Raw genomic sequence first — 26,133 nt, 5'->3', positions numbered from 1 at the left:
GGGTGGCAAGCGACCAGAGCGGCAGGCCGATCGACCGGGTGATCGTCGTCACCCGCAAGAGCGAGCTGGAGGAGCTGACGACGCGCTTCAACACGCAGGGACAGGCGCGCTTTTATCTCCGGCAGGCCGGCATGGATTTCGACCCGGTCAAGGCGGCGCATGACGTCTATCACCAGGCGCTCGACCGGGTGATGGGTTCGCTTCCCCAAGGCCTCAAACAGTTGCGGCTCGACCGCGAACTGGTACCGCAGTTCGAATTCGGCTCCGACGCGGTGATCGCGCTCGGTCAGGACGGGCTGGTGTCCAACACCGCGAAGTACCTCCCGTACCAGCCGCTGATCGGCATCAACCCGGACCCGGCGCTTTTCGACGGCGTGTTGCTGCCGTGGAATGCCGACGATACCGAAAAGGTCCTCGGCCTGACGATCGCCGGCAAGGCGAAGCGCCAGGCGGTGGTGATGGCCGAAGCGCGCTCCAATGACGGACGCCGGCTGATCGCCTTCAACGATCTGTTCGTTGGCGCCTCGACGCATGTCTCGGCGCGCTACGAATTGACCTATGGCGGCAGGACCGAGCGCCAGTCGTCGAGCGGCATTATCATCTCCACGGGCGCCGGCTCTACCGGCTGGCTGCGCTCGGTGATGGCGGGCGCCGCGGGACTGGCCGCGGCCTATGGTGACAACTCCGTGCCGACCGTGCCGCCGCAAGGCTATGACCGCGAAGCCGAACAGCTGTTCTTTTCGGTGCGCGAACCGTTTCCGAGCAACACGACCGGCGTGTCGCTTGTGCATGGCGTCATCACCCGCGACCGGCCGCTGGTGGTTTCTTCGCGGCAGAGCAGGGGCGGCGTCATCTTCAGCGACGGGATGGAGCTCGATTTCGTCGAGTTCAATTCCGGCACCGACGTGACCATCGCGATCGCCGACCAGAAGGCCTATCTCGTGGTGCCATAAGCGCGCCACGTGGGCAGCCAAATCACCGGCCGGACTGAATTCGGCCGCCCTCCATTCTTTGCGAGGCACCATGCCCGACTGTGAAATCAGCTTCGACATGTCACGGATCGATTTCCGGGCGACCTCCGATCTGTTGATGGCGAGTTATTGGGGCGCCGGCCGCAGCGATGACTTTCATCGCCGCGCCTTTGGCAACTCGTTCTGCACCGCGGCCTATATCGATAGGAACCAAGTCGGTTTTGGCCGGGCCATCACCGACCGTACGGTGTTTGCCTATCTCGCCGACATCATCATCTGGCCGCAGCATCGCGGCCAAGGCATTGGCACGCAACTGGTGCGGGCGCTCATCAACCACCCTGAACTCAACACGGTCTCGCACTGGAGCCTGTCGACCAGTGACGCGCATGGCCTTTATGAGAAGCTGGGCTTCAAGGCATCGACCGACGGCCGCTACATGCGCCTCGATCGCAACCCGGAATGAGGCATAGCGAGGGGTTGACCCGCTGTTGTTGCAAAATAACCTCACTGGTTGGACCAGTTACGCTTTGCCACGTGCCCGGCCTTGGCGATCCTTCATGGCGTCTCTATAAGGACCGCTCCGCAAGTGTCTTGCGGGAGGTCTGAATGGCAGTATTTCACATGGTAATGCGAGGCCGCGAAGCCTAGGTCTCACCTGGCGTCCGGCGAAGGTTTGCCCTTCGCACCGATGCCGGGTCGAGTACAGGCTTCTGCCGATGCCGGTCGCCACCCGACAACCCGGGGCGCGCCGCCACCCATGCCGAACCTCCGCAGCCCCGGGCGAATTGCCCAGCGCGGTTTTCAATTTTCAGACCTTACCGGGACCGGGCAGATTTGCGCCCGGATGACATCATGGCTCGTTTTCGAATCGATCTGCGTGCAAGCGCCTTTCGCAGCGTTCTTGGCTTCACGCTCAGCCACTGGCGGCGCCAGCCGTGGCGGCTTTCGCTGATCATGGGCAGCTTCCTGCTGTCGACCATAGCGGACGTGTTGACGCCGCTCTATTCCGGCCGGCTGGTCGACGCCGTCGCCAGCAGTGCGTTGGCTGACGATGTCGCGTGGAATGCGGCAATGGCGGCGTTCTTCGCGCTCATCGCTTTGGCGATGACCGGCGTGGTGCTGCGCAACCTGGCTTTCATGGGCATTGTCGAGCTGACGCTGAAGATGATGGCCGACATCGCCGCCGACGCGTTCCATCGCGTGCAACGCTTCTCAACCGACTGGCACGCCAATAGCTTTGCCGGATCGACGGTGCGCAAGGTCACGCGCGGCATGTGGGCTCTCGACCTGCTCAATGACACCATCCTGATTGCGTTGTTGCCGTCGGTCGCCATGCTGGTCGGCTCGACGTTGCTGCTCGGCTGGTTCTGGCCACTGATGGGGCTGGTCGTGGCAGTCGGCTCGCTGCTGTTCATCACGGTGACGGCGCTGCTGTCGCTCGGCTATGTCGCGCCCGCGGCACGGCTCGCCAACAGCTGGGATACGCGGCTTGGCGGCTCGCTTGCCGATGCGGTGAGCTGCAATGCCGTGGTCAAGGGTTTCGGTGCCGAGACGCGCGAGGAGACGCGTCTTGCCAAGGTCGTCGCCAAATGGCGCGCGCGGACCAGCCGCACCTGGGTGCGCGGCACCATCAACGGCACGACGCAAGGCGCCATGTTGCTGGTGCTGCGGACGGCAGTAATCGGCCTGTCGCTGATGCTGTGGGCCTGGGGCCAGGCAAGTGCGGGCGATGTCGCCTTCGTGCTGACCTCGTTCTTCGTGCTGCAGGGCTACCTCAGGGACATCGGCACGCATATCCGCAATTTGCAGCGTTCGGTCAACGACATGGAGGAACTGGTCGATTTCCAGTCGCAACCGCTCGGCATCGAGGACCGGCCCGGCGCCAAGCCGATCCGGATCACGCATGGCCACATCGCCTTCGATAACGTCACCTTCCACTATGGCAGCCATCGCCTGCCGCTCTACCGCGACTTTTCGGTGGAGATAGCGGCGGGCGAGCGGGTCGGACTGGTCGGTCATTCCGGCTCGGGCAAGACGACCTTCGTGAAGCTGATCCAGCGTCTCTATGATGTCAGCGGCGGCAGGATCCTTATCGATGGCCAAGACATCTCGCAGGTTGCACAGGCGTCGCTGCGCGCGCAGATTGCCATCGTCCAGCAGGAGCCCATCCTGTTCCACCGCTCGCTGGCGGAAAACATCGCCTATGCCCGACCGGACGCCACGCAGGCCGAGATCGAGCATGCCGCCAAGCTCGCCAGCGCGCACGACTTCATCACCGGCCTGCCGAAGGGCTACGGCACGCTGGTCGGTGAACGGGGCGTGAAACTGTCGGGCGGCGAGCGCCAGCGGGTGGCGATCGCGCGCGCCTTCCTGGCGGATGCGCGCATCCTGATCCTGGACGAGGCGACATCGAGCCTCGATTCGGAATCGGAAGTGCTGATCCAGCAGGCGATGGAGCGGCTGATGGTTGGCCGCACGACGCTGGTCATCGCGCACCGTCTGTCGACGGTGCGGGCGCTGGACAGGCTGCTCGTGTTCGACCGTGGCAAGATCGTCGAGGAAGGCTCGCATGACGAGCTGATCCGGCTGAAGGGCGGCATCTACCGCCGCCTGTTCGAGCGGCAGGCGCTGGAACTGACCAAGGGCCTGGTGATCTGAGCTGAACGCAGAGCCCTATCCGAGGGATAGGGCTCTGCTTGGTTCATCCAGGCATTCGCTCGAATGGCTGAAGCGCTGGGTCGATCGTGTCCCAGACGTGGCCGCGCACGGTGTAGGTGACCGCCTGCGGGTCGAACTGGCCGGGATCGTCGAGGCTCGTGGCCTGGATCGCCGTCACCTCCGGCATGGCGACGAACGTTACGTAGACCGGCGTGCCGCAGGTCGGGCAAAAGGCCTGGGCTTTTTCATTGCCGCTGTCGGCGATCATCCGCCATGTGCTCGGCTCGCCGGTGATCTTTACGTCAGCGCGCCGGCCGAAGGTCACATAGGAACAATGGCCAGTACCGCTGCGCTTCTGGCAATCGAGGCATTGGCAGTGGTTCTGAAAGATCGGCTCGCCGCTGGCCTCATAGCGGATCGCGCCGCAGGCGCAGCCGCCGGTATAGTGCCTGGTCATTGTCGTTCTCCCGCTGTCAGATTGCTTCAGGCCGATTTCGGCTTGGCGAACAGGTCGATGCCTGTGCCGGTTTCGAGGAAGGATTTCATGCTGGACAGCACGGCCGGCCAGCCCTGGCTGATGCCCTTGGCCATGCCGCTGCCGGCTTCGAGCTCGTCATGGCTGACGGTCAGCTTGACCATGGTGTCGTATTCCTCGATGGCGAACGTCACCCGGCTGTGCTTGGTGGGATCGTCGGCCTGCGAGGCGTTGGCCCAGCTCATGACCAGGCGGGTCGGCGGCGAGATTTCGACGACCTTGCCAACGAGTTCGACGGTCCGTTCGTCATTGGCGCGGATGTGTTCCCATTTCGAGCCGGGCTTCCAGTCGGAGACGTTTTCGTGGCCCCAGTAGCGCTTGGCGATATCGGGCCTGGTGATGGCTTCGAACACCTTTTGTGGCGTCGATCTGATGTAGGTCACGTAGACAAAACTGGTGGTTTCCCGGGTCATTGGTCGTCTCCTTCGAGTTCTTGTTTCAGGTCGTGCAGCAGGCTCAGCCGCTGCCGTTCGAATTTTCGCACCCACCGCTCGTAGACTTCGTGCAGCGGCACGGGGTTGATGAAATGCAGCTTCTCGCGGCCACGCTTGACCGTGCTGATCAGATTGGCCGCTTCCAGCAGATCGATGTGCTGCGTGGCGGATTGCCTCGCCATGTCGAGATTTTCGCAAAGCTCGCCGAGCGTCTGGCCGTTCTTCTCACACAGAAGATCGAGCAGCATTCTGCGGGTCGGGTCGCCCAGCGCTTTGAAAACCTTGTCGGCGTCCATCGGTCTCACTCATCTTGAAGACACAATATGCAGGTAAATGCCTGCATGTCAAGCTGTGGCTAAGCTTGGCCTGAAGGGGAGGGATTTATAGTGTCGGATTGCTGGCGCGCGGAGCGAAGCACCGAGCCCGGAATCGGGGCAAGAACCGGTGCGGGCGCGCAGGACTATGCAGCGGTGGCTGTGAGCTAGGCTCTAACGACGAACTTGTCGGGATCGGCGCAGAAATGGGCGATGATCTGGCAGAGGTCCGGCTCGTTGACCATGCGTACGGCCTCGGCCCCATTGACCCATTTGCGGGTGCGCGCGCGCTTTTCCTTCCAGCGGTCGGCAACGTGCTCGACCTGCAGCGGAAACACCAGCACTTCGCAAGGGACTTCCTCGCCGGACGCGAGGGCCTTGGCGTAGAAGTAACGACCGGCCTCGAAAAGCGAAATCTTGCCACGCAATCCGGCTTCCTCGCCCGCCTCGCGCGCCGCTGCCTCGCAGAGCGGCTCCCTGGCCTCGGGCCAGCCCTTCGGCAGCACCCAACGCCCGGTGTCTCGGCTGGTGATCAGCATGATCTCGACGCCGTCTTCGTTATTGCGCCATGGCAAAGCGGCAACCTGCAGGCGACAAGGCGAAGTGCCGAAGAGCTTGCGGACCCTTTCAGCCAGATGGTCGTGTGTCGCCGGTGTCGTCAGCATCAGTGAAAGCTACCCCAGCCCTCAGAATCGTTAGCCGCCGTATGAATCTTACCGACAAGTGTAAGTCTTAAAAGTAAAAAACCTCACACCGACCCGTCAAACTCCGCCAACAGCTGTCGATTCGACAGAATATTGTCCCTTCCAGTGCCTGTTTTCATAGCAAACGGGGCGGGTTTGGCCGTCTGGGCAGAAATGGGGCTGGCGCGAATCAGCCTGCGTGATCGTCGGCGATCGGCTTCTGGTAGGTAAAACCCATGTCCCAGGGAAAGTAGATCCAGGTGTCCTGACTGACTTCGGTGATAAAGGTGTCGACCAGCGGCCTGCCTTTCGGCTTGGCGTAGACGGTGGCGAAATGCGCCTTGGGCATCATGGCGCGCACGATGCCTGCCGTCTTGCCGGTGTCGGTGAGGTCGTCGATGATCAGCACGCCCGCGCCATCATCGGCGAGCAGCGCCGGGGTGATCTCCTTCAGCACCTGCAACTGCCCCTGGCTGGTGTAGTCGTGATAAGAGGCGACGCAGACCGTCTCGATGACGCGTATTCCGAGTTCGCGCGAGATGATGGCGGCGGGAACCAGGCCGCCACGGGTGATGCAGACGATGGCCTTCCACTGTCCCTTGTTGGCGCCGGCAAGCCGCCAGGCGAGCGCCCGGGCATCGCGGTGGAACTGGTCCCAGGAGACCGGAAAGGCTTTTTCGGGAAGGGACATTCTGCACTCCGCGCGCACCATTGTGGAATGCGCGCGGAATTAACTGGAAAGTCAGGGCATTGGCAAGGGCGGGGCCAGTCTGTGGAGTTACCGCGACAAAAAGGCCGCAACCGGCACGCTGCGCAACACGGTGCGCGTGACGCCGCCGAACAAAAGCTGACGCAGCCAGGAATGGCTGTAGGCGCCGAGCACCAGAAGGTCGGCTCCGGTCTCGGCGATCCGGGTCTGGATGACGTCATCGACCGAAGCATTACCCGATTTTTGCACCGACACGCTGACCGTTGCGCCATGCCTGGAGAGTGCCGCGGCGATCTCGGCGCCGGCGGCTTCCGGGTTGTCATCCAGCGTATCCGGCGGATCGATGACCAGAATGTCGGTTTTCTCGGCCTCGATGATGAAGGGCAGCGCGTCGAAGGCGGCACGCGCCGCCTCCTTGCTGCCGTTCCAGGCCAGCAGCACATGTTTGAATGTGGTGACCAACGGCCCCTCATGCGGCACCACCAGCACTGGCCGGCCGGCATCGTAAACCAGCGTGTCGACATCGGCGCTCGTGTCGCCCCCGGTCTCGCGCTGCGCGGCAATAATCAGATCGGCGGCGCGCACGCTGGAAATACCCGTCAGCGCGCTGTCGCCGGAAAAGCTCTCGAGGCTGCGCCATTCGAAGGAAAGGCCGGAATTCTCGATCCGCCCAACGAAAAGCGCCTGCAATTTCTCGGCGCGCTCGCGGTTCATGTCGGCGGAGACCTGCAGGAACTCAGTGTCGGGGAAGCCGGTTGCCGAGGTGTAGGGAACGGGCAGCGCTTCGGCATGGATGCCGATGAGATGGCTCTCGAACCGGTCGGCAAGCGGGATGGCGCAGTCGAGCACGCGTTCGGCGTCCTGTTCGTTCTGCAATATGGCGACGATGGTCTTGAAGCGCATGCGAAATCCCTCAAATCTGCCAGCGCGTGCTGCGCCCGAGGGAAAACGTGGGAGTGCGGTGCTTGGTTCCGGCCCGGCGATGGTCCGCGAACCCAGGGTCAATTGGCGGCGGTGAAGCCGGCCACCATCGCCTCGACGTCCTTGCGTGCCGAATCCAGCGCCTCCTGGCTGCGGGCGCGGACCACCAGCTCCGTCCAGAATTTGCCGTCGCCATATTTCGGATAGGAGCCGATGATGGTGTCGGGATGCGCCTTCTGGATGTCGCCCAGGGGACCGCCGATCAGGCCTTCGCCGAACGGGCAATGGACGGTGGCCGACAGCATCTTGGTGCCGGCCTTCAGCGTCGGCACGACATTGTCGAGCATGGCCTGGAAAATCGCCGGCACGCCGGCCATGACATGGACGTTGCCGATGCGAAAGCCGGGCGCGACGGAGACCGGATTGTCGATATGGTCGGCGCCGCGCGGCATGCGCGCCATGCGCTTGCGGGCCTCGGTGTATTCGATGCCGCGCGCGGCATAGCTCTCGCCCAGCATGGCATAGGCCTTGGCGTCGTATTCGCACGGCACCCCAAAAGCCTTGGAAACGGAATCGGCGGTGATGTCGTCATGCGTCGGGCCGATGCCACCGGTGGTAAAGACATAGGTGTAGCGGGCGCGTACGGCATTCACCGCAGCGACAATCTCGTCCTCCTCGTCGGGAACGATGCGCACTTCCTTCAGGTCGATGCCGATGGCCGTCATGATGTCGGCGAGGTGGCCGATATTTTTATCCTTGGTGCGGCCGGACAGAATCTCGTCGCCGATGACAAGCATGGCGGCAGTGACGATTTCAGGCATGGAAGGCTCCGGCAAACAGGCCCGTTGGCAGACAAGGTCGCCTGAGGCAGAAAGAAGGTCGCCTGAGATAGCGCGCCATCGAACTGGCGGCAATGCCGACACAAGCCGCCATCTGCCTTGCCGAGCGTTCGTCAGTGGGTGATGGTGCGCGCCGGTCCGCTTCCCGGGTGAAAACATGCTGGTATCGATTCTGCTTTGGCTTGTCGCCGGCCTGTCCGTGCTGGCTCTCGTCATCGTGGCCTGTCTGGTGGCCGCTACGCTCTGGATTGCCGCCAAGGCCGAAAGGCTGGTGCCGGCCAGCGGAAACTTCGTCGAGATCGACGGCAGCCGCATCCATTATGTCGAAACGGGCGAGGGACGGCCGATCCTGTTCGTGCACGGACTTGGCGCGCAACTCCACCAGTTTCGCCACACGCTGTTTGAGCGCTTTGGCCCTGGCTACCGCCTCATTGCACTCGACCGGCCGGGATCGGGCTATTCTGTTCGCGCGCGAGGAGCCACCGGCCGTCTGCCTGAACAGGTCGAGATCATCAGGCGCTTCATCGAAACACTCGGGCTGGAAAGGCCGCTCGTGGTCGGGCACTCGCTGGGGGGCGCCGTCGCGCTGACCCTGGCCTTGGAGCATCCCGGCGCGATTTCCGGCATCGCTTTGCTGGCGCCGCTGACGCATCTGGAAGCCGGCGCCCGCGAGAAAGCGGGCCTGCTCTATATCCGTTCGCGGCTTTGGCGCTGGATCATGGCCTACACCGTCGCGATACCGACAAGCCTCAGATATGCGCGGCAGACACTGGAGTTCATCTTCGCGCCGCAGGCCGTTCCCGCCGACTACATGATCGATGGCGGCGGATGGCTCGGGCTGAGGCCAAGCCATTTCCATGCAACCTCCACCGATTTCGTAGCGGTCGAACAGGATCTTGGCCGCATCGAAGAGCGCTATGAAGAGATCGCCATGCCGGCCGGGATTTTCTTCGGGACAGCCGATCGCGTCATCGCCATGCGCATACATGGGGAGCCGATGAAGGACAGGATCGAAGGCCTCGATTTCGAGGCGGTCGAAGGCCTCGGCCACATGCCGCAATTCGTCGAGCCGGACCGCGTCATCGCCTTCATCAAGCGCATTGCCGAGCGGGCATTCGCCGCCAAGACCTCACCACAGCCTCACAACAATTTCACTGAACCATTCGGCTGATATCCGGTTTACCCCGTGTCGCACCCAAGGCGGCGGATACGCAGTAATTCAATGTACAGGAAAGTCTTTGCAGCATCCGTGCTGACGATCGGTCTTGCCACATCGGCGATGGCGCAGTCATCGGACGGCACGTATTCCAACCATCACAGCTGGTGGCCGTTCGGGAACGACCAGTCATCGACCGTCGACCAGACCACCACCGGCAGCATCAATGCCGACGGCAGCCAAGGCTATGGCGGCGCTACGGGGCCGTGCGCCTCCGACCCGTCAGGACCCTTCGGAAATGTGAGGCCCAACGTGAACGATCAATATTGCGGCAAGTGATCAAGCCACGGCTTCGACTGACCGGCAGGATGTCCCGCCTGTTTGTTTTGACGCAATTCCCAAGGGAATTGCTTAGGCGAGCATCCACGGCCGGCAGCGAAAGCTGAGGGGCAAGGATCAGTCGGAAACTTCAGTCTGCGGCCGGTCGCGGCCGTCGGCCAGTTCGTCGTGCCACTTGCCTTCGGCATCCTCATACTGGATGCCGTCCGTGGCGCCGGCGATCTGCTGTTCGGCCGAGGCGATCTCGGCGGCGCGCAGCGCATCCTGGTGGGTCGGGAATGTCTCCGAGAATGTCGAACCGACCTTGTAGGCCCAGCCCCCGTCATGCTCGACGATCTTGTAAGTCAGCTTCGCCATGAAATCCTCCGGTTCGTCCGTCCGCTCAATGCGGCCCGTTTTTCATTGCAATTTGGGCTTCAATGCAACTTGGCGTCTGGCAGCCGGTCTTCGGGAACCAGCACTTCCGATTCCTTGGCCGCTTCGATCAAGGCCCTGCGTGCATCGGCCGTCGAACGATAACCTTCCAGCACTTTGAGGCAAGTGTCGAGAGCATCACGATGGCGCGGGCCGCGATTGAGCGGCCACACCGTCATCAGACACTCCGCCGCTTCCTGGGTGCTGCGGATCTGGCGATATTTGCCGACATGGCCGAGTTCGACCACGACCGGGGTTTCAAAAGGTTTGTTATCCATGATGGCCGCAACGCAAAGCAGCCAATATGGTTGCAAAAGTGGCCGTCAGCCTGCGCCCAAACGTCTCACCAACCGCAATCGTTGGTCTCAGTAACCGCAGTCGTTGCGCAGCCAGTGGGCGTTGGCCCAGCCGGTCCGTCCGCCGATTTCGACCTGGTACCAGTTGCCCCGGCGGTCGAAAATCTCCGTGTGGTCGCCGTTGAACAACTGCCCGATCATGCGCGACGACGAGTTCGGCCGTGCGCGCACGGCGAGAAACCCGCTGCCGGAATCCAGATCGTAGTGCCTGGACAGGCCGTGCACCGTGCCTTCGCAATATTGCGCGCCGACCGGAGACGACGCGGCGAACGACAGTGCGACCACCAGAGCGGCTGCCGCCGGATAGATTGCCCTTGATGCCATGGACTTTGCTCCCAATCCGGCCGCCAAGGCGGCCTGCCCCCAGGGACTATAGCGGGCGGATTAAAGCGAAGCTGCGGCAATCTGTCCAGCAGATGCGTTTGGCGCATCCGTCGGCGCTGCCTGTTCAGCCCTTCGTCCAATGCTGCATCGTCGTCACCGAGCGGGCAAGCTGCGGCGCGGGATGGATTTTTTCGCTGAAGGTGGCGGCGGCGCGCCAGCCCCAGCGCGGATCGGCGAGGAAGGCGCGGGCCAGCGCCACCATGTCGGCGCGGCCGTCGGCGACGATCGCCTCTGCCTGCGAGGGATCGTCGATCAGGCCGACAGCCCGTGTCGGGATGCCGGCGCCCTTGCGCACCGCTTCGGCCAGATGCACCTGATAGCCGGCGCCGGTCGGCAGCTTCTGCAACGGCGAATTGCCGCCGCTCGAACAGCAGATATAGGCAACATTAAGCGCCTTCAAGGCTTTGGCCACCTCGATCGCCTCGTCGACCTCGAAACCGCCATCGACCCAGTCCTTCACCGACAGGCGGGCGCCAAGCATCAGGTTTGGAACTGCCTTCCTCACCGATTTGGCGATCTCGATGAGGAAACGCATGCGGTTTTCCAGCGAGCCGCCCCAGCGGTCGGTGCGCTGGTTGGAAAGCGGCGACAGGAACTGGAAGATCAGATAGCCGTGCGCGGCGTGCAGCTCGAGGAAGTCGAAGCCGGCGCGCTCGGCCCGCCTCGCGGCTTGAGTGAAGCGCTCGACAAGCTGCAGGATTTCATCTTCCTCCAGCGCATGCGGCACATTCCAGCCGGTGTCATAGGCGATGGCCGAGGCTGAGACGGTCTGCCAGGGATCCTCGCCCGGCTGCAATGGGCCGCCGCCCTCCCAGGGCTTTCGGTTGGATGCCTTGCGGCCGGCATGGGCAAGCTGAATACCGAATTTCGTTTCCGGCGCGGCGACGCGCCTTGCTGCATCCAGCGTGCGCCGGGCGGCCGCCTCGTTGTCGTCGGAATAGAGGCCGAGGCAGCCATGGGTGATGCGGCCGCGCCGTTCGACGTCGGTCATCTCGACGGTGACCATGCCGGCGCCCGACATCGCCAGGTTCATCCAGTGATAGAGATGCCAGTCGCTGGCCGAGCCGTCTTCGGCGGAATACTGGCACATCGGCGCCACCGCGATACGATTCGGAAAGGTCAGGCCATCGAGGGCGATCGGCTGGAAAAGCGCTGCGGTCATCAAAAAACTCCGGAGAGGGACTGCAGCTATTTAGGCGATGGCAGTTGCCGGCACCAGACACGAGGCGGTGAAAGCTTCGCCGTTTCGGTTGCGCGCAAAACCGTTCGCGGTTACGCCATGGCGCCGACAGCTTGGAGCTCATCATGGAAGATCGTATCCGCATCCGCTCGGAGGAAGTCCTGTCCGACGACTGGGCGGTTCTGAAGAAGACCGTCCTCGATTATCGCCGGCGCGACGGGCAGTGGGAGACGCAGATTCGCCAGACCTACGACCGTGGCGACGGCGCGGTGATCCTGCCTTTCGATCCCGAGCGTCAGACGGTGCTTCTGGTGCGGCAGTTCCGCTACCCCGCCTACGTCACCGGCCACCGCGAACCGCTGATCGAGGCCTGCGCCGGCCTGCTCGACAAAAACGATCCCGAAACCGCCATCCTCAAGGAGGCCGAGGAAGAGCTCGGCTATCGCTTACAGAACATCGAGCGGCTGTTTTCCCCCTATATGAGCCCAGGCAGCGTCACCGAACGGCTGTGGTTCTTTGTGGCGCGCTATTCACCCGCCGACCGCATCTCGGCCGGCGGCGGCGCGGCCGACGAGGGCGAGGACATCGAGGTTCTGGAAATGCCTCTTGATGAAGCGCTGGCCGGCATTTCAGACGGCCGCATCATCGACGCCAAGACGATCATCCTGATCCAGCATTTGAAACTGTACCCGATGAAGGGCTAGCTCGGCGAAGCTCGACGTGCCTCACTGCTGCGGGCAGGGTGGCACGTCCACTTCGCGGATGAAGTTGCGCAGGTTGCAAGGACACCGGAATGGCGCGTGGCGCAAAGGCATGGCTGAAGCGAAACAGCGCGCGGGCATCTCTCCTGTTGCTGAACGCCGCGCTGCTTGTCCGCTACCGCCGGTTGACCCAGCGTTTCCTTGAGCGGATGCGGCATCTGCCGAATTTTGCAGCCCCGGTGACGTTCACGGAAAAGATCCACTGGCGCAAGATTTTCGATGACGATCCTCGCTTTACCGGTCTTCTCGACAAGCTCAAGTCCAAGGAAATCGTCAGGGAGCGGCTTCCCGGGCTCGCCATCCCTGAGGTGCTGTGGCAGGGCGACGATCCGCGCCAGATCCCCTTCGATGACCTAAAAATCCCCTACGCCGTCAAATGCAACCACGGTTGCGCCATGAATGTCATCGTTCGCGATCCGGCCAACGCCGACCGGGAGGCGATCATTGCCGAGATGACGGAATACCTTGGCCAAACCTATGGCGCCCGGAAGCTGGAGCGCAGCTATGCGCACATAGAGCGGCGGGTTTTCGTCGAAGCACTTGTGGGCAAGGACCAGGGCTATGACCCGGTCGACTACAAATTCTGTGTGCTGGCTGGCCGCGTCGCCTACATCGTCGTCGTCGCCTTCCGTTCCACGGTCAAGAATACCGCCCACCTGGATCGCGATTGGCGCCCGCTGAACATTGCCCAGGGCGCGATCGACTCGAGCCTGGAAATTCCCCCTCCCAAGAGCCTGGCGCGGATGATCGAGGCAGCCGAGGCGCTCGGCAGCGAGTTCGACATGGTGCGTGTCGATTTCTACGAGGAGGAGGGGGAGCCGATCTTCGGAGAATTCACGGTCTACCCACGCAGCGGCTTGCTGCAATTCGACCCGGCTGCCTTCGACCGCGAACTGGGCGCGCATTGGGATATTGGCGCGTCAGCTTACCTCAGTCGTTTGCCCAGCCGATTTGCCCGGCGATATAAGGCAACGCTGGTCGCCGCCGGCTATCTCGACGTTTGACGGCTACTGGGTGGCCTGCCACCCCGAAGCTCGAAGAGCGAAGGATGGTGCGGAGAACCCATACGATTAGAGATCGAGGGAAACTGATAGCTCAGCAGGTCAATAGCCGTGATTTCGAAGTGCTGCCTCAACTGAGCCGTAGCGGTCAATTTGCCCTGCTGGGATCAATCTTCGTGAGCCGCTGCCTGGTCTCGACCACGCGCCTTTGCGCAGATCGGATTCGGCAACACAAAGGCGAGATTCATAGCGACGCCGCAGTCTTCATGGAGCAAGTTTTCAGCGCGCTTCCTGCTGCGACTCGGCCGATTACCGCTAAGGTTACCGGCAAGCTCTCCCACGTCCGGACTGGGTCGAGATCATTTGAAGAACTCTTTCAGCTTGTTGAGTCGACTGTCGCCAGAGGCCCTCCGGTCTTCAGGACTCGGCGCCTCGCCGATCGTATCCTGCTGGATAAAGCGAGGTTCTCAGCCACCATTTTCTCGCTGAGTACCAGCGCGAACTCGGTCTGTTTGATGCGCTGCTGAGCATCAGCGAGTTGCATCGTGAAAAGATCGGTTGCCATTGTTGATCCGGGATCCGCGAGATTCATGATTGCGTAACACATGGCGGCCGAAATCGTTCCTAGTTGTCGGGCGAAACCGGTGCCGCAAAGGGCGGCTGAGTTTGAACTTCCCACCCGACCAGACGTCCGCGAGCGCCAAGGCATCGAGAGCCCAGTGATCGGAGGGCCACTACGAGCGGGCGCAACCCGACCACTTAAGTGATCAGCCTCGCTACAGCCTTGACAGGTACAGTCGCGGCCTCATCAAGGGGAGGTATCAATGGTCTCGGCGATTGGAAACCAACATCGGCAGGCAGCTGAAACTCGACCGAAACCCGCAAAGACAGAACCGGGCGAAGGATTTGCGCCAGGCAAAAGCGCAGACAGCGTAGGACATCGCGCCAAGGCAATGGCGGCAGAAAGTGGCGACACGGATTCTGGCGCCCAGGGGCGCGCCGCATCGACAATCGCCAGGATGGATATCACCGTTTTGGCTCCACAGAGCGAAGAGCCGCCTTTGGAGTAGCCCGGGCGGCCGTGCCGCTGCCTCGGTCCTTGTGCAGCACAACGCGCGCTGGCTACGCTCGGTGGACATCGTCGTCTCGAAACACTTCGGGCGTTGCACTGCCGCGAGCCGCCTTCGCTGCTGGTCGAGGGGCTGTAACCCTTGGTGAGGCCGGCATCGCCTCGCCGGTCGTTGCGAGCCCACGATCGCGCGGCCAAGCGACCTTCCCTGTGTCGGTCTCTATTTGATACTAGGGGACGGCGGTTTCATCACGGGCAATTGCAGCTGGTCAATGGTTGCGACGATGCCGGCGGCAATGGCTTCCGCCTCATGGATCAGTTCCGGACCATAGAGCCCATTGACCATCTCTTCGCTCGGCAGCACGCCAGGAGGACAGTGCTCTTCCATTGTGCGCCGGATGAGCGTCAGCGCTGCCCGGCATTGGTCGGCTTCGATCTTCATAGCCCTTCAAACATCCAATTCGTCTAAAATGTTCCGGAACTAATTTAGCAATTGCTAATTGAAGTCGCAGTTCTGAGAGTCAGTGCATGCGTCTGAAATTCATCAAGCCCATGGAACCCGAACTGGTCGACACGCCGCCGATGGGCGATGATTGGATTCATGAGATCAAATTCGATGGCTACCGCACCCAGGTCATCAAGGATGATGACGGGATTCGGCTGATCACCAAGAACGGTTATGATTGGACGGGCCGCTACATCCAACTTGCCGGTGAGGCGGAAGCGATCGAGGCGAAAGACTTCATCATCGACGGCGAGACCATTACGATCAATGAGGCTGGCCTATCCGACTTCCATGCGCATCAATCAGCCGCGACCAGCCGCAAGCCTTCGCGCGATCTGTATCTGCTAGCATTCGACCTCTTGCACCTGAACGGGCATGACTTGCGGAACACGCCGGTGGAAGACCGTCGCGAGATACTCCGGGCGTTGATCCCGGACGGCGGCCGAATTCAGTTCAGCGAAGCGATGCCGGGCACTGGCGACGCCGTCTTTCACCTGGTCGACCAGGCTGGGCTTGAAGGTATCGTTTCAAAGCGGAAGGGCAGCAAGTATCGGTCGGGTCCGACGACGAACTGGCGCAAGATCAAGTGCTATGCCGAAAAGGAGATGGACATCATCGGCGTGCAGCGCGAGGCCGGCAAGCCTGCCATGGTGCTGATGGCCGACAAAGGCCACTATGCCGGCGGCGCCTTCGTCACCTTCAAGGCGGACAAGCGCCAGCGCCTATGGGACCGCGTGCAAGGCAAGATTGGCGGGCCGGCGCCGAAAGGGCTCAAGAGTGACAAGGCCGAATGGCTAAAGCCGGGCCTGGTCGGCCGCGTGCGGTTCCTAAAGGGCGAGGAGAAGCTTCGCCATGCCAAGCTGCTGGATTTCCGGGAGGAGACTTAGCCCGGAGGCTTGTCCCGGGGCTGTGCCGGTCCTGTCCCGTTCCACTGGATGAACTTCGCCCTCTGGCCGGTGATGGTCTCGATCGACTTCAACAGGGGTCCATGGACCTTACGTAGAGCTTGTAGTGCTCGCCGTGGTACGCCAGGAGCGGCCCGACGATGCTCTTGTGCAGCGCTTCGGCTGCCGCCAGGAAGCGCTCGATTTCAGCCCGGGAAAGTTGTTCCGAAGGTTTGGTTCTGGCCATTGGCGCTCTCCATTGAGGGGTCGCCGCAACGAGGACTATAATCCTACATGCCGGACTGCCTGACAAGAGGGCTCGCCGGCCTTACCCCGCAGGTAGCAGTAGGGCGACGGCGCCAAGCGCAGCCATCAGGAGCAACCACCAGCAAAGATGAGCAGCGGCAGGCCCGGCGACCTCCTTTGGCACACGGACAAACAAGAAGGTCGCCGAGCCTTACCGGCGCTGCTTTGTGAGGGAGACGACGCCGGATGAGATGAGAGTATGCGATCGTGCTAATCTCTGCGAACCATGCGAACGAAGGAAAGCCTTGTGGCACGGACGTTGAGATCAAGGTCGGCGGGGCGCTGATGCAGGATTCTTCCAAAGCGGTAGTGAGTCCAGAGCGGAACATTAGCGTCGGCCAACGGTTAATTCGGCAGTGTTCCGAACCGTGATTGGTAGAGCGATGGTGACGTTTCATCTTGTCTATTTTTCCGGCCTCACGGCAGACCAGCTGCTAGGCAGCGCCGTTCCTATCCTGGCGTGTTTGCTGCTTTATAACGCTCTGGCTACGGACGCCTAACTGATGGGTCGGCCAGCGGCCGGCCTCCTTGGCAGCCGGCGATTGCCATCCCGATGCCAACTTCAAGACCTATCACGAGGCCAAAGACAAGCTTGCCGACGAAATCAATGGCGAGGGCCGGACAGGACGCCACACGTCCAGGCAGGGCTCTCTGACGGCATTGGCGATGGCCCGTTGGCAATTCGGGGGTCCATTGTTCCCATTTCTGTTTCTCCCAAAACTGCCCGCTGCCTCACGGTGGCGAGCTTTTTCGTTATAGGGCCCTCCGCGCTGGGCAATCTGTTCCAGGAGCTTCTGTGATGCCTCTATGACGCGGCAAACCTTGGAAAAGGTTTCCGTGGCAGGACCGGGGTACGATTCTAACCAACTACCGCTGTATAGGCCACTAGCGCCCGACGATCCGGCTAATCATGTCGTCATCAGGTGCGCTGTCGGTGAATTCCCGTAGCAGCGCCTTCGCGTGGTCTACCCAATGCTCTTCAGCCAGGTTCAACTCCCGAACGGATCTCCTGAAGGTCTCGCACACCACATCGAAATCGAAGGCGTCAATGCTGTAGCCTTCCTCGTCATGGTCCATCGGCCGCCTCCCCTATGGGGGAAACTGTACGGAATCGTACGAAGCAAGTGCAAGCGCATTCAAAAGCAATTGGCTGATGCCGCCCGATCGTTCCACAATGTGTTGCTAATATGCAGCACCGACTGAATCTCCGATCAGCGGCACTTGTGGTTGGTTCCAACAGCTGCACGTTGACGGCAAGATGCCAAAGCCAACGACATGCGGGCGACGAAGATGGACAAGCGACAAAACACAAGAAATGTTGAGTTGGTCGGTCTTCTGGCCGTGCCGTTGTCAGTTCTAATCACGCTGCTGATAGCTGGAATGATCCTTTGCTGAAATTTTCAAGTGGCAAAGGCTGGGGCGGCGGGTTTTCCCCTTTGAAAGAAGTCACCATGTCCCAATCCGTCGAACCCCCGATATTGCCAGAGGATAGCCCAGACCGTGGGGTGAACTGTGAAGTCGCATTAGAAGCCGCGTTTGCGGCCTTGGTGACTGCGTCAGAAGCGCAAGGTTGGACGCCACAGGAAACGGCCGCAACTCTTCTTAAAATCGCGACGGAGCATGCCCACCGGGTTAAGGCCGCTGCGGCCCCAGCCGGCTCCTAAGGGAGTGCCTTGACCTGGCCCGCGCGGTCGGTCGCTACCGACAGGAGTGTTGCAGCAGGTATTCCAGCAAGAGTGTTAAACCTCTTCAGTTGCTACCCGCGTCAGCCTTTTCTATGGTAGCCAGTGAGTTCTTACAGAACAAATCCTAAGCATTTCAAATGGTGCGGACGACGGGAATCGAACCCGTACGATCAGAGATCGAGGGATTTTAAGTCCCTTGCGTCTACCAATTCCGCCACGTCCGCAGGCCAGCCCTTTTCAGACGCCAGCGAAAACCCGTCAAGCCATCTTTTGCCGAGTGTCGGACTCATGAAAGGTGGTTCGTGATGGCAAAACAGTTGGTTGTTGCCAAAATCTCAGTCGCCGAGAAGGCTCAGAATTTGTAGCTGAGATTGATACCGACCGCGTTCAGCTTCACATCCTGATCGCGATCGTTGAAGGGTTCCGCTACGTCATAGTGCTCGGAGCCGAAATCATAATAGCGATATTGCGCGCCGACGATGAATTTGTCGGTCAGCGCATAGTCGACGCCGGCGCCCAAGGTCCAGCCGACATTCGTGCGTGTGCCGGCGAACGACGCGCCCGCGACTTGCGAAGTTTCGATGCCGGCAAAGGCGACGCCGCCGACGCCGTAGACCAGCACGCGGTCCATGGCGAAGCCCGCTTTGGCGTCGACAGATCCGAACCACTTGATGTCCGTGCGGAATGTGCTTCCAAGGCCTGATACGGCCGTACCGTCGACGGCGGAATAATTGAGCTCCGCCTCGGCGCCGAGCACTGCCTGGTCGAACTGCCACAGGCCGGCGACATGGCCCCCGACGAAACCGCCGTCAATGTCGGGCGCGATGGAAAACGGCGCGCCTTCCGTCACTGATATGTCGGACTGGCCCCAGCCGTAGCCGGCCTGCAGGCCGGCATAGTAGCCGGTCCAGTCGAAGCCTGGTTCGGTCATCGGCACCGCCATCGGGTCGGCGGCGAATGCCGGCCCGGCCAGAGCAATCAGAAATCCGGCACTGGCAATGGTCAGACAGCGCATCGAGTTCTCCGAAAAGGCGGTTCAGAAGGCGTCTTGCCGGAAGGTAATCCTATTCGCCGCAAAACGGAACCCATTGTTCAACAATCGGAATGTACCCGTTGCTGCGCTGGGTGCTCAGCTGGGGGCGCTATTTGGCGTCGATGAAGTCCAGCGCCGCCTGGCTATATTCGTCCGGCGCCTGCAGCATGGCGAAATGACTGGCGTTGGGCAGGATGATGAGCTTGGCGCCCGGAATGACGGAGGCCATGTATTCGGTGTGTTCGCGCTTGATCGCCTCGTCATGGTCGCCGGCAACGATCGCGGTCGGCGTGGTTATCTTGCCGAGCTGTTCCTTGGTCCAGGCCGGCTCCGACTCCCACATGTGGCTGATCTGCGCCACGAAGGCACCGTACTGGTCGGGAGTCTTCGCCAGTTTCTTGTAGTCGCGGCCCGAGCGGTCGATGTAGGCGGCAAAGGTCTTGTTGGTCAGCACACCCGGATCGACGCCATCGGTGGTGACGTTGGCGGCCTGCGCAAAGAGCCGTGTCAGCCGCTCCGGATGATGCAGCGCGATGTCGATGCCGATAATGCCGCCGTCGCTCCAGCCGACAAGAGCGGTCTTGTCGATCTTGAGATAGTCGAGCAGCGCAAGATAGTCCGACGCCATGAGGTCATAGCCGTAAGCTTGCTCGGTGCGGGTAGAACGGCCATGGCCGCGGCTGTCGGCAATGATCACCATGTGCGTCTTGGACATCGTCGCCACCTGGCTTGCCCAGATGTCGCCATGGCCAAGGCCCCCATGGATCAGGAGAATCGGATCACCGGCGCCGAAAACGGCATAGTACATCTGAATGCCGTTGACCGGCGCATATCCGCTCTGATCCGGTTTGGGCATCGCCGCCGGCTCCGGCAAGGTCTGCCAACGCTCCTCGGCGGATGCAAAGCCGGACGAGATCAGGAACAGGGTGACGAAGGCGAATGCTTTCAGGAACCGGATCATGACTTCACCTCAGGAGTTTCGGGCTCATCACAACAAAAACCCGCCTCGCGGCGGGTCGTCGGCGCAAATCAGCACCATAGCCAGAATGATAGCATAAGTGGCGGCACAAGCCAAACTGAATGACCGCACCGCTGATGCCTGCCCTCGGGGTGAGCAGGTGCGGCGCATCCGCCCGGGCGAATTCTCATCAAGCGGATTTCGTCCGTGATCGCTGGCCAAAACCTTGCCGGCTTGGCACAGTCGGGCAAACAGGAGTCTTTCATGGCCAAGCAGCCGTCGGCGACGAAACCCAAGCCCTGGACCGAGATGGCGACGCATCTGGTCGACGTCGCAACGGGGCGCAAGCCGGCCGACCTCGTCATCCGAAACGGCCGCTGGGTGAACGTGCATTCCGGCGAAATCATAGCCGGCACCGACATCGCAATCTCAGGCGGCCGCTTCGCCTATTGCGGGCCGAATGCCAGCCATGCGATCGGCCAGGGCACCAAGGTGGTCGATGCCGGCGGCCGCTATCTCGTGCCCGGCCTGTGCGACGCGCATATGCATGTCGAGAGCGGCATGGTGACGGTGACCGAGTTCTGCCGCGCCGTCATCCCGCACGGCACCACCTCCATGTTCATCGATCCGCACGAGATCGCCAATGTGCTGGGTCTGCCCGGCGTGCGGCTGATGCATGACGAGGCCGTCGCCATGCCGATCAACATCCATGTCCAGATGCCGTCCTGCGTGCCGTCCGCGCCGGGGCTGGAGCATGCCGGGGCAGAACTGACGGTCGCCGATGTCGCGGAAGCGATGACCTGGGAAAACATCATCGGGCTCGGCGAAGTCATGAATTTCCCCGGCGTCATCGCCAATGATCCGGTCATGTCGGGCGAGATCGCCGCAACGATCAAGGCCGGCAAGACGGTCGGCGGCCACTATGCGTCGCGCGATCTCGGCCTGCCGTTCCATGGCTATGTCGCCGGCGGGCCGGAGGACGACCATGAAGGCACGCGCGCCGAGGACGCAATCGCCCGTGTGCGCCAGGGCATGAAGGCAATGCTGCGGCTGGGCTCGGCCTGGTACGATGTTGCCTCGCAGATCAAGGCGGTGACCGAGAGCGGTCTCGACCCGCGCAACTTCATCCTGTGCACCGACGACAGCCATTCCGGCACGCTGGTGCATGAAGGCCATATGGACCGGGTGGTCCGCCACGCCATCCAACAGGGATTGAAGCCGGTGACGGCGATCCAGATGGCGACGCTGAATACCGCCCAGCATTTCAAGCTGGAGCGCGAGATCGGCTCGATCGCGCCGGGACGGCTGGCCGATCTGCTGATCGTCTCCGATCTTGCCGCCATGACCATCGACGAGGTCTATGGCCGCGGTATCAGGCTGGCCAAGGGCGGCAAGCTCGAGATCGACATTCCGGCCTACGATTACCCCAAATCGGCGAAGAACACCGTCAAGCTCGGCAAGAAGCTGAAGCCAGGCGATTTCGACATTGCGGCGCCCAAGGGCGCCAACGAGGTGCGGGTGCGGGTCATCGGCGTGATCGAAAACCAGGCGCCGACGCGGGCGCTGGAGGCCGACCTGCCGGTCGAGGACGGGCTGGTCGCCATGGACCGCCGCAACGACATCTGCCAGATCGCGCTGGTCGAGCGCCACCGCGGCACCGGAGGCGTCACCAATGCCTTCGTCTCCGGCTTCGGCTATATGGGCGACTGCGCCATGGCGTCGAGCGTCGCACATGATGCCCACCACATCATCTGCGTCGGCACCAACAAGGAAGACATGGCGCTGGCCGTCAACCGGCTGGGCGAGGTCGGTGGCGGCGTGGTGCTGTTTTCGAAGGGCAAGGAGCTTGCGCTGGTCGAAATGCCGATCGCCGGGCTGATGTCGGACGAGCGCGCCGAAATCGTGGCGGCCAAGGCCGAGAAACTGACCGAAGCAATGCGCAAGATGGGCTGCTCGCTCAACAACGCCTATATGCAGCACTCGCTGCTGGCGCTGGTCGTCATTCCGGAGCTCAGGATTTCCGATGTCGGCCTGATCGACGTGACGACGTTCCAGAAGGTCGATCTTTTTATCTGAGATCAGCCCCGGTGCTTGGCTCTCATCCGCCGGTGGCGATGGTCAGCACCTTGAATGGCGTGGTGATGATGATCTCGGCGACGGATCCGACTGCCTTGCCGAGGCCTCGGCCGAGATTGTCGATCTGGCCCTGCGTGGGTTCGTCCGATGCCAGGCCGGCTGGAGCGCGCAGACGGTCACCGAGCAATTGCACCAGGAACGGGTTGTCGGCGAATTTGGCGTGGTTCAGGCGGTCGCCGCCCTTGATCTGGCTGAGGTCGGCCACGACGACGCCGTAGCTGGCGATGTCGGCGGCGTTGCCGTAGTCGCCGACGCGCGGCTTGTCGCCGGATATCAGGCTGGACAATCGCAGAGCACGGTCGTCGGCGGAAAGCAGGATGACGAACGGCCTGTCGGGCTTGCCGTAGCGGATCATCTGCTTCTTAAAGACGTCGACATCGATATCGGGCGATGCCAGGACGACACGGCCGAGCTTGCCGTCGAGATCGCGGTCGCCGGTGATCGCCAGCTGGCGCAGCGCTTCCATCGTCACCCAGGTTCCCATCGAATGCGCGATGATGTCGATGCTCTTGACCCGTGTCTTGGCGAGCATCCTGAGCGTCGCCTCGAGGTCGTCGCGCGCGGCGTTGGCGCTGTCCTTGTCGTAGATATAGCCCGTGGTCTTGCCGCTCGAAGCCCACGAAAACAAGATCGGCGTACCCGGATATTCGGTGTCGTGGGCGATCTGCGTCAGCCGGTAGACCCCATCGTCGAAGCCGTTGTTGAAGCCGTGGACGAAGACCAGCGCGCGGTCGCCATTCATGGCGATGTTGGCGCCGACGGCCTTGGCGAATTGCGAGGCGTCGCCATAGTGGACGACGTCGGTGGCGGTGAATTGCTTGGCCGGGTTCGAATTTGCCGAGCCCTTGGCGCGCTCGATGGCGCCGACCTGGTGGACCTTCGGCACGGTGACGTCGACGCGGGCGTAGCTGGTGGTCAGCGAGCGATCGCCATCGAACACCTGGCGTGGGTCCTTGGTCGCCTGCTTGCGGGTGGTGGCGACGAAGATTTCGTGGGTGGCCGCGATGTCGGAGGCAGGCACCGAAACCGTCGTCTCGTTCAACAGGTCATGGGTGTTCGGGCCGACGCAGCCGGCGGCAGCGAGCGCGAACGCAAGGACCAGGACAGTCTTCCAACGCTCGTTCACGCGGGCTCCCGCTGGCGCATTGGCGCCGATTTCAATGTCGTAGAGGCAGAGACCGGCCCGGTCCAGTTGAAAGTGATCGGGCCGAGCGGCATTCGCGACCTCACGCAGCGACGGTCGCCGCAAGGCGACAGCCTTATTGTCCGAGCGCGCTGATACGGTCGGTCACCGTCTGGTCGCTGGCAAAGCCGTCATCCTCGCGCAGCCGCTGGCCGATCATCTTCACCAGTTCGGGATTGTCGGCGAATTTGGTGTGGTTGAAGCTGTCGCCTCCCTTGACCTTGGAGAGGTCGACCACGGTGACGCCATAAGCGGCGAGGTCGGCGGCATCCTTGTAGTCGCCGACGCGTGGCCGCGAGCCGGCGATCAGGCCTGAGAGCCGCAGCGCCCGGTCGTCGTCGGAGAGCAGCAGGATGAACGGCTTGTCCGGCTTGCCGTAGCGGCGCATCTGGCTCTTGAAGACGTCGACGTCGATGTCGGGAGAGGCCAGCACGACATCGCCGAGCTTGCCGCCGAGATCGCGGTCGCCGGTGATGGCCATCTGGCGCAGCGTTTCCATGGTCACCCAGGTTCCGAGCGAGTGGGCGACGATGTCGATGCGCCGCGCGCCGGACTGCTGCAGCATGCGCAATGTCACCTCCAGCTGATCGCGGGCGGCGCTGGCGCTTTCCTTGTCATAGACATAGTCGGTGGTTCTGGCGCCCGATGCCCAGGAAAACAGCACCGGCGTGCCGGGATAGCCGGAATCGTGGACGATCTGGGTCAGGCGGTAGACCGCGTCGTCGAAGCCGGTGTTGTAGCCATGCACGAAGACCATGACGCGGCCGCCGCGCGCGGCGATGTCGGCATTGAGCGCACTGGAGAATTTCGGCTGCGCATCGTAGCCGACGACCTCGGAGGCCATGAAGTACTTCGCCGGGTCGTTGGACCTGCCGCGCGAGCGGCGCTCGATCTGGCCGGTCTGGTGGGTGCCGGGAACGGTGACGGTGACGCGGGCGTAGTTCAGCGTCGCCGAGCGTTCGCCGTCGAAAACTTTGTTGGGATCGTCGGATTTCTTGCGTGTGGTGGCAATGAAGATCGAGTGATTGCCTGAGATTTCGGTCACCGGCGTGGACATGACGGCGCTGCCGAGCAGTTCCTCGGTTTTGCGGCCGCCGCAGCCGGCGATCAACAGGGCAAGTGCAAGAATGCAAATCGTCTTCAAACGCACGTCAAAAATTCCACTCCGGCCAAAAGGCCCATATACCCCCGCGGCACCTCCCGGACAGTGAGAGTGCGGCAGAAGTAAGTCGTGTCCAGCCGAAATGTGGTCAGCGTCGAGCCACGGTCATCGCACTGTTGCGCGAAAGCCAGAATGGCGGCAGGAACGCAGGGATGTTGGAGAAGGGCAATACCTCGGGCTTGAGCCTGATGCCGAGCACATCGCCCATGAAGGCGCGGCGCGCCTCGATGCGGCGCCATGCCTCGGGATAGCGGGCCGCGATCTCCTCGCGCAGGGACTCATCGGCAAGCGCGATACCGTCTTCGATGTTGGTGGTGAAATAGCTGGTTCCGGTCGCCGGAATGATGTCGACCTGCAGCGCCATGCCCGATTGCAGCTTGATGTCCGAGCCGGAAAACACCGGCGAATGCATCCATTCGTCGATATGGACGAGATGGCCGGGATTGAGCGAGACGCCGAAGAACGGGTCGCCTATGCGGTCATGCACGGCTTTCCAAAGCGCTCCGCCGGCAACGCCTATGCCGATGGTCTCGTACCAGTCGACGACGGCGGCGAAATAGGGCGCTACCAGCTGTTCGACATAGTCGCTTATCTCGCGCGGCAGTTCGGCCGCGCTCTCGACCAGGAAGCCGGCGCGGGCGTTGAGCGAGCCCTGGATGCCATAGGCCATGGTGACGGGATCGCCGCGCTTGATGATGTCGAGGCGCGGGCTAGGCAAGCCGTAGGGCGCACGCCTGCCGGCGGACAGCATCGGGTGGCAGCACAGGGGCAGGCCGTTGATCCCCATCAGCCGCGCGGCCTGCAATTCGCTCATGCCGGGCTCGATATTCCTAAGCACGTTGCGCAGGCCCTGCGAGGAAAAGGTCGCGGCGAATTCGAAGGACGCCAATTGGTCTGCCTCGTTGATGGCGCGTAGGCCGTCGGACGGGTTCATCAACAGGTTGGCGGCGTTGACCACCGCGCCTCTGTCGCCGGCCAGTGTGCGCAGCGTATCGGCGATGAAGGACGGCAGGTCGAGCGTCGTCTCGCCAAAGCCGCCATCGCCGGGGCCGAACGGCTTCCAGCCGATTGCGCCGATCTTCTGGCCGGCCTTCAGGCCGCAGGCGGCAAGCGTGTCGGATAGAGAGGCCGAGCGGTCGCGTGGCTGCGCCGGCAGCGAGAAGGTCTGGTAAAGGACGCGCTCGTAAGGCCCGTCGCAGATTTCGGCATAGCCCCAACCCTCATTGCCGACGAGAAGCTTTGGCTGGCTGCCGGGAACGATGACCAGCAGCGTCTCCTCGAAACGCGGATCGTAACCACTGAGATAGGCGACATTGGCCGCGTGCTCGCGGTCGCCATAGACGGCAAAGGCGTCGAGCCCGGCCTCGGCGCCGCGCGCCAGCAGAGCCTCGATGCGCGCTTCGTAGGTCCGCCGCTGAACTAGCGGCATCACTGTTGGCTCGCCGAATTCAGGAAGGTCTACGGTCTTCAGGGCGACAGCCGAAACAGGCATGAAGATGGCTCCAATGGATTTCCTGCTGGCGCGCCAAAGCGGCCGCGCCGCATCGGTGGCTGCAA

General features: G+C 62.3%; 28 protein-coding genes and 1 tRNA gene. 9 read left to right on the top strand and 20 right to left on the bottom strand.

All coding sequences use genetic code 11. From position 1 onward, the window contains the following. Positions 1 to 2 precede the first annotated feature (2 nt). The 3 genes from NKK52_RS11545 to NKK52_RS11535 all read left to right on the top strand — a co-directional run bounded on the left by NKK52_RS11545 (position 3) and on the right by NKK52_RS11535 (position 3,629). Complete coding sequence (locus NKK52_RS11545; RefSeq protein ID WP_084627176.1) at positions 3 to 953, top strand: diacylglycerol kinase catalytic domain-containing protein; 951 nt, start codon at positions 3 to 5, stop codon at positions 951 to 953. 70 nt (positions 954 to 1,023) lie between these two features. Next, the gene (locus tag NKK52_RS11540; RefSeq protein ID WP_023681545.1) at positions 1,024 to 1,434 is read left to right on the top strand and encodes a GNAT family N-acetyltransferase; all 411 of its coding nucleotides are present in this window, start codon (positions 1,024 to 1,026) and stop codon (positions 1,432 to 1,434) included. A gap of 389 nt (positions 1,435 to 1,823) precedes the next feature. Next, on the top strand, positions 1,824 to 3,629 hold the full coding sequence (locus tag NKK52_RS11535; protein ID WP_023681544.1) for an ABC transporter ATP-binding protein: 1,806 nt from the start codon (positions 1,824 to 1,826) through the stop codon (positions 3,627 to 3,629). Positions 3,630 to 3,672: 43 nt separating this feature from the next. On the opposite strand, the gene NKK52_RS11530 is transcribed toward NKK52_RS11535, so the two are convergent. The 7 genes from NKK52_RS11530 to NKK52_RS11500 form a co-directional block, all read right to left on the bottom strand. After that, positions 3,673 to 4,086: a GFA family protein gene (locus tag NKK52_RS11530; protein ID WP_023681543.1), complete on the bottom strand. Its 414-nt coding sequence runs from the start codon at positions 4,084 to 4,086 to the stop codon at positions 3,673 to 3,675. A 26-nt stretch (positions 4,087 to 4,112) separates the two neighbouring features. Continuing rightward, the gene (locus NKK52_RS11525) at positions 4,113 to 4,577 is read right to left on the bottom strand and encodes an SRPBCC family protein (protein ID WP_023681542.1); all 465 of its coding nucleotides are present in this window, start codon (positions 4,575 to 4,577) and stop codon (positions 4,113 to 4,115) included. Next, on the bottom strand, positions 4,574 to 4,894 hold the full coding sequence (locus tag NKK52_RS11520; protein WP_023681541.1) for an ArsR/SmtB family transcription factor: 321 nt from the start codon (positions 4,892 to 4,894) through the stop codon (positions 4,574 to 4,576). Before NKK52_RS11520 ends, NKK52_RS11525 begins: the two co-directional genes overlap by 4 nt. A gap of 185 nt (positions 4,895 to 5,079) precedes the next feature. Continuing rightward, a complete protein-coding gene (locus NKK52_RS11515; RefSeq protein ID WP_023667541.1) occupies positions 5,080 to 5,577 on the bottom strand; it encodes an NUDIX hydrolase in 498 nt (165 codons plus the stop codon). Between the two features lie 208 nt (positions 5,578 to 5,785). Continuing rightward, positions 5,786 to 6,286 carry a xanthine phosphoribosyltransferase gene (gene gpt / locus NKK52_RS11510; RefSeq protein WP_023667540.1) on the bottom strand — a complete coding sequence of 167 codons (501 nt, stop codon included), beginning with the start codon at positions 6,284 to 6,286 and terminating at the stop codon, positions 5,786 to 5,788. An 87-nt stretch (positions 6,287 to 6,373) separates the two neighbouring features. Then, positions 6,374 to 7,207, bottom strand: coding sequence for a universal stress protein (locus NKK52_RS11505; RefSeq protein WP_023681540.1), 834 nt, complete (start codon positions 7,205 to 7,207; stop codon positions 6,374 to 6,376). A gap of 98 nt (positions 7,208 to 7,305) precedes the next feature. Beyond that, positions 7,306 to 8,046 (bottom strand): competence/damage-inducible protein A, encoded by a 741-nt coding sequence (locus NKK52_RS11500; protein ID WP_023681539.1) that lies wholly within the window; start codon positions 8,044 to 8,046, stop codon positions 7,306 to 7,308. 175 nt (positions 8,047 to 8,221) lie between these two features. On the opposite strand from NKK52_RS11500, the gene NKK52_RS11495 reads away from it, so the two are divergent. After that, a complete protein-coding gene (locus NKK52_RS11495; RefSeq protein ID WP_023681538.1) occupies positions 8,222 to 9,235 on the top strand; it encodes an alpha/beta fold hydrolase in 1,014 nt (337 codons plus the stop codon). Positions 9,236 to 9,286: 51 nt separating this feature from the next. Next, the gene (locus NKK52_RS11490) at positions 9,287 to 9,559 is read left to right on the top strand and encodes a hypothetical protein (protein WP_023681537.1); all 273 of its coding nucleotides are present in this window, start codon (positions 9,287 to 9,289) and stop codon (positions 9,557 to 9,559) included. A gap of 117 nt (positions 9,560 to 9,676) precedes the next feature. Here the strand turns inward: NKK52_RS11490 and NKK52_RS11485 are convergent, their stop codons facing one another. From NKK52_RS11485 to NKK52_RS11470, 4 genes are all read right to left on the bottom strand, one after another. Then, a complete protein-coding gene (locus NKK52_RS11485) occupies positions 9,677 to 9,916 on the bottom strand; it encodes a DUF2188 domain-containing protein (protein WP_023667535.1) in 240 nt (79 codons plus the stop codon). A gap of 59 nt (positions 9,917 to 9,975) precedes the next feature. Next, positions 9,976 to 10,254, bottom strand: coding sequence for a DUF982 domain-containing protein (locus NKK52_RS11480; protein ID WP_032891817.1), 279 nt, complete (start codon positions 10,252 to 10,254; stop codon positions 9,976 to 9,978). An 84-nt stretch (positions 10,255 to 10,338) separates the two neighbouring features. After that, a complete protein-coding gene (locus NKK52_RS11475; protein WP_023681536.1) occupies positions 10,339 to 10,653 on the bottom strand; it encodes an SH3 domain-containing protein in 315 nt (104 codons plus the stop codon). A 124-nt stretch (positions 10,654 to 10,777) separates the two neighbouring features. Next, positions 10,778 to 11,875 carry an NADH:flavin oxidoreductase/NADH oxidase gene (locus NKK52_RS11470; RefSeq protein WP_023681535.1) on the bottom strand — a complete coding sequence of 366 codons (1,098 nt, stop codon included), beginning with the start codon at positions 11,873 to 11,875 and terminating at the stop codon, positions 10,778 to 10,780. Positions 11,876 to 12,018: 143 nt separating this feature from the next. Here NKK52_RS11470 and NKK52_RS11465 point away from each other — a divergent pair, with 143 nt between their 5' ends. Then, positions 12,019 to 12,597, top strand: coding sequence for an NUDIX domain-containing protein (locus NKK52_RS11465; RefSeq protein WP_023667531.1), 579 nt, complete (start codon positions 12,019 to 12,021; stop codon positions 12,595 to 12,597). 89 nt (positions 12,598 to 12,686) lie between these two features. Next, entirely contained in the window at positions 12,687 to 13,658 is a 972-nt protein-coding gene (locus tag NKK52_RS11460) for an ATP-grasp fold amidoligase family protein (RefSeq protein ID WP_023681534.1), read from the top strand. A 1,286-nt stretch (positions 13,659 to 14,944) separates the two neighbouring features. Here NKK52_RS11460 and NKK52_RS11455 read toward each other — a convergent pair. Further along, on the bottom strand, positions 14,945 to 15,166 hold the full coding sequence (locus NKK52_RS11455; protein WP_023681532.1) for a hypothetical protein: 222 nt from the start codon (positions 15,164 to 15,166) through the stop codon (positions 14,945 to 14,947). An 86-nt stretch (positions 15,167 to 15,252) separates the two neighbouring features. On the opposite strand from NKK52_RS11455, the gene NKK52_RS11450 reads away from it, so the two are divergent. Then, entirely contained in the window at positions 15,253 to 16,116 is an 864-nt protein-coding gene (locus NKK52_RS11450) for an ATP-dependent DNA ligase (RefSeq protein WP_023667527.1), read from the top strand. 88 nt (positions 16,117 to 16,204) lie between these two features. Here NKK52_RS11450 and NKK52_RS11445 read toward each other — a convergent pair whose 3' ends face one another. The 5 genes from NKK52_RS11445 to NKK52_RS11425 form a co-directional block, all read right to left on the bottom strand. After that, positions 16,205 to 16,360: a hypothetical protein gene (locus tag NKK52_RS11445; RefSeq protein ID WP_348625711.1), complete on the bottom strand. Its 156-nt coding sequence runs from the start codon at positions 16,358 to 16,360 to the stop codon at positions 16,205 to 16,207. Between the two features lie 944 nt (positions 16,361 to 17,304). After that, on the bottom strand, positions 17,305 to 17,496 hold the full coding sequence (locus NKK52_RS11440) for a hypothetical protein (RefSeq protein WP_023667524.1): 192 nt from the start codon (positions 17,494 to 17,496) through the stop codon (positions 17,305 to 17,307). 746 nt (positions 17,497 to 18,242) lie between these two features. Continuing rightward, a tRNA-Leu gene (locus NKK52_RS11435) sits at positions 18,243 to 18,328 on the bottom strand. Positions 18,329 to 18,456: 128 nt separating this feature from the next. Next, positions 18,457 to 19,119, bottom strand: coding sequence for an outer membrane protein (locus NKK52_RS11430; RefSeq protein WP_023681530.1), 663 nt, complete (start codon positions 19,117 to 19,119; stop codon positions 18,457 to 18,459). Positions 19,120 to 19,246: 127 nt separating this feature from the next. Beyond that, positions 19,247 to 20,098 carry an alpha/beta fold hydrolase gene (locus NKK52_RS11425; protein ID WP_023681529.1) on the bottom strand — a complete coding sequence of 284 codons (852 nt, stop codon included), beginning with the start codon at positions 20,096 to 20,098 and terminating at the stop codon, positions 19,247 to 19,249. A 261-nt stretch (positions 20,099 to 20,359) separates the two neighbouring features. Between NKK52_RS11425 and ade the strand changes: the two genes are divergently transcribed. Beyond that, complete coding sequence (gene ade / locus NKK52_RS11420; protein WP_023681528.1) at positions 20,360 to 22,171, top strand: adenine deaminase; 1,812 nt, start codon at positions 20,360 to 20,362, stop codon at positions 22,169 to 22,171. Positions 22,172 to 22,193: 22 nt separating this feature from the next. On the opposite strand, the gene NKK52_RS11415 is transcribed toward ade, so the two are convergent. From NKK52_RS11415 to NKK52_RS11405, 3 genes are all read right to left on the bottom strand, one after another. Beyond that, on the bottom strand, positions 22,194 to 23,357 hold the full coding sequence (locus tag NKK52_RS11415) for an alpha/beta hydrolase (RefSeq protein WP_023714234.1): 1,164 nt from the start codon (positions 23,355 to 23,357) through the stop codon (positions 22,194 to 22,196). Between the two features lie 133 nt (positions 23,358 to 23,490). Beyond that, positions 23,491 to 24,564 carry an alpha/beta hydrolase gene (locus NKK52_RS11410; protein WP_023681526.1) on the bottom strand — a complete coding sequence of 358 codons (1,074 nt, stop codon included), beginning with the start codon at positions 24,562 to 24,564 and terminating at the stop codon, positions 23,491 to 23,493. A 100-nt stretch (positions 24,565 to 24,664) separates the two neighbouring features. Further along, positions 24,665 to 26,068 carry an aminopeptidase P family N-terminal domain-containing protein gene (locus tag NKK52_RS11405; RefSeq protein WP_031203691.1) on the bottom strand — a complete coding sequence of 468 codons (1,404 nt, stop codon included), beginning with the start codon at positions 26,066 to 26,068 and terminating at the stop codon, positions 24,665 to 24,667. Positions 26,069 to 26,133 lie beyond the last annotated feature (65 nt).

This window comes from Mesorhizobium sp. C277A, from assembly GCF_040324395.1.
In the GTDB taxonomy this organism is placed as follows: domain Bacteria; phylum Pseudomonadota; class Alphaproteobacteria; order Rhizobiales; family Rhizobiaceae; genus Mesorhizobium.
The sequence above is the reverse complement of the archived record's forward strand: the minus strand, read 5'-3'. Positions and strand labels throughout refer to the sequence as shown.

Bases quoted from the DNA above. Each gene is read 5' to 3' on its own strand.
- NKK52_RS11540 (WP_023681545.1), top strand. From the start codon at position 1,024: ATGCCCGACTGTGAAATCAGCTTCGACATGTCACGGATCGATTTCCGG.
- NKK52_RS11535 (WP_023681544.1), top strand. From the start codon at position 1,824: ATGGCTCGTTTTCGAATCGATCTGCGTGCAAGCGCCTTTCGCAGCGTT.
- NKK52_RS11530 (WP_023681543.1), bottom strand. From the start codon at position 4,086: ATGACCAGGCACTATACCGGCGGCTGCGCCTGCGGCGCGATCCGCTAT.
- NKK52_RS11525 (WP_023681542.1), bottom strand. From the start codon at position 4,577: ATGACCCGGGAAACCACCAGTTTTGTCTACGTGACCTACATCAGATCG.
- NKK52_RS11520 (WP_023681541.1), bottom strand. From the start codon at position 4,894: ATGGACGCCGACAAGGTTTTCAAAGCGCTGGGCGACCCGACCCGCAGA.
- NKK52_RS11515 (WP_023667541.1), bottom strand. From the start codon at position 5,577: ATGCTGACGACACCGGCGACACACGACCATCTGGCTGAAAGGGTCCGC.
- gpt (WP_023667540.1), bottom strand. From the start codon at position 6,286: ATGTCCCTTCCCGAAAAAGCCTTTCCGGTCTCCTGGGACCAGTTCCAC.
- NKK52_RS11505 (WP_023681540.1), bottom strand. From the start codon at position 7,207: ATGCGCTTCAAGACCATCGTCGCCATATTGCAGAACGAACAGGACGCC.
- NKK52_RS11500 (WP_023681539.1), bottom strand. From the start codon at position 8,046: ATGCCTGAAATCGTCACTGCCGCCATGCTTGTCATCGGCGACGAGATT.
- NKK52_RS11495 (WP_023681538.1), top strand. From the start codon at position 8,222: ATGCTGGTATCGATTCTGCTTTGGCTTGTCGCCGGCCTGTCCGTGCTG.
- NKK52_RS11490 (WP_023681537.1), top strand. From the start codon at position 9,287: ATGTACAGGAAAGTCTTTGCAGCATCCGTGCTGACGATCGGTCTTGCC.
- NKK52_RS11485 (WP_023667535.1), bottom strand. From the start codon at position 9,916: ATGGCGAAGCTGACTTACAAGATCGTCGAGCATGACGGGGGCTGGGCC.
- NKK52_RS11475 (WP_023681536.1), bottom strand. From the start codon at position 10,653: ATGGCATCAAGGGCAATCTATCCGGCGGCAGCCGCTCTGGTGGTCGCA.
- NKK52_RS11470 (WP_023681535.1), bottom strand. From the start codon at position 11,875: ATGACCGCAGCGCTTTTCCAGCCGATCGCCCTCGATGGCCTGACCTTT.
- NKK52_RS11465 (WP_023667531.1), top strand. From the start codon at position 12,019: ATGGAAGATCGTATCCGCATCCGCTCGGAGGAAGTCCTGTCCGACGAC.
- NKK52_RS11460 (WP_023681534.1), top strand. From the start codon at position 12,687: ATGGCGCGTGGCGCAAAGGCATGGCTGAAGCGAAACAGCGCGCGGGCA.
- NKK52_RS11455 (WP_023681532.1), bottom strand. From the start codon at position 15,166: ATGAAGATCGAAGCCGACCAATGCCGGGCAGCGCTGACGCTCATCCGG.
- NKK52_RS11450 (WP_023667527.1), top strand. From the start codon at position 15,253: ATGCGTCTGAAATTCATCAAGCCCATGGAACCCGAACTGGTCGACACG.
- NKK52_RS11445 (WP_348625711.1), bottom strand. From the start codon at position 16,360: ATGGCCAGAACCAAACCTTCGGAACAACTTTCCCGGGCTGAAATCGAG.
- NKK52_RS11440 (WP_023667524.1), bottom strand. From the start codon at position 17,496: ATGGACCATGACGAGGAAGGCTACAGCATTGACGCCTTCGATTTCGAT.
- NKK52_RS11430 (WP_023681530.1), bottom strand. From the start codon at position 19,119: ATGCGCTGTCTGACCATTGCCAGTGCCGGATTTCTGATTGCTCTGGCC.
- NKK52_RS11425 (WP_023681529.1), bottom strand. From the start codon at position 20,098: ATGATCCGGTTCCTGAAAGCATTCGCCTTCGTCACCCTGTTCCTGATC.
- ade (WP_023681528.1), top strand. From the start codon at position 20,360: ATGGCCAAGCAGCCGTCGGCGACGAAACCCAAGCCCTGGACCGAGATG.
- NKK52_RS11405 (WP_031203691.1), bottom strand. From the start codon at position 26,068: ATGCCTGTTTCGGCTGTCGCCCTGAAGACCGTAGACCTTCCTGAATTC.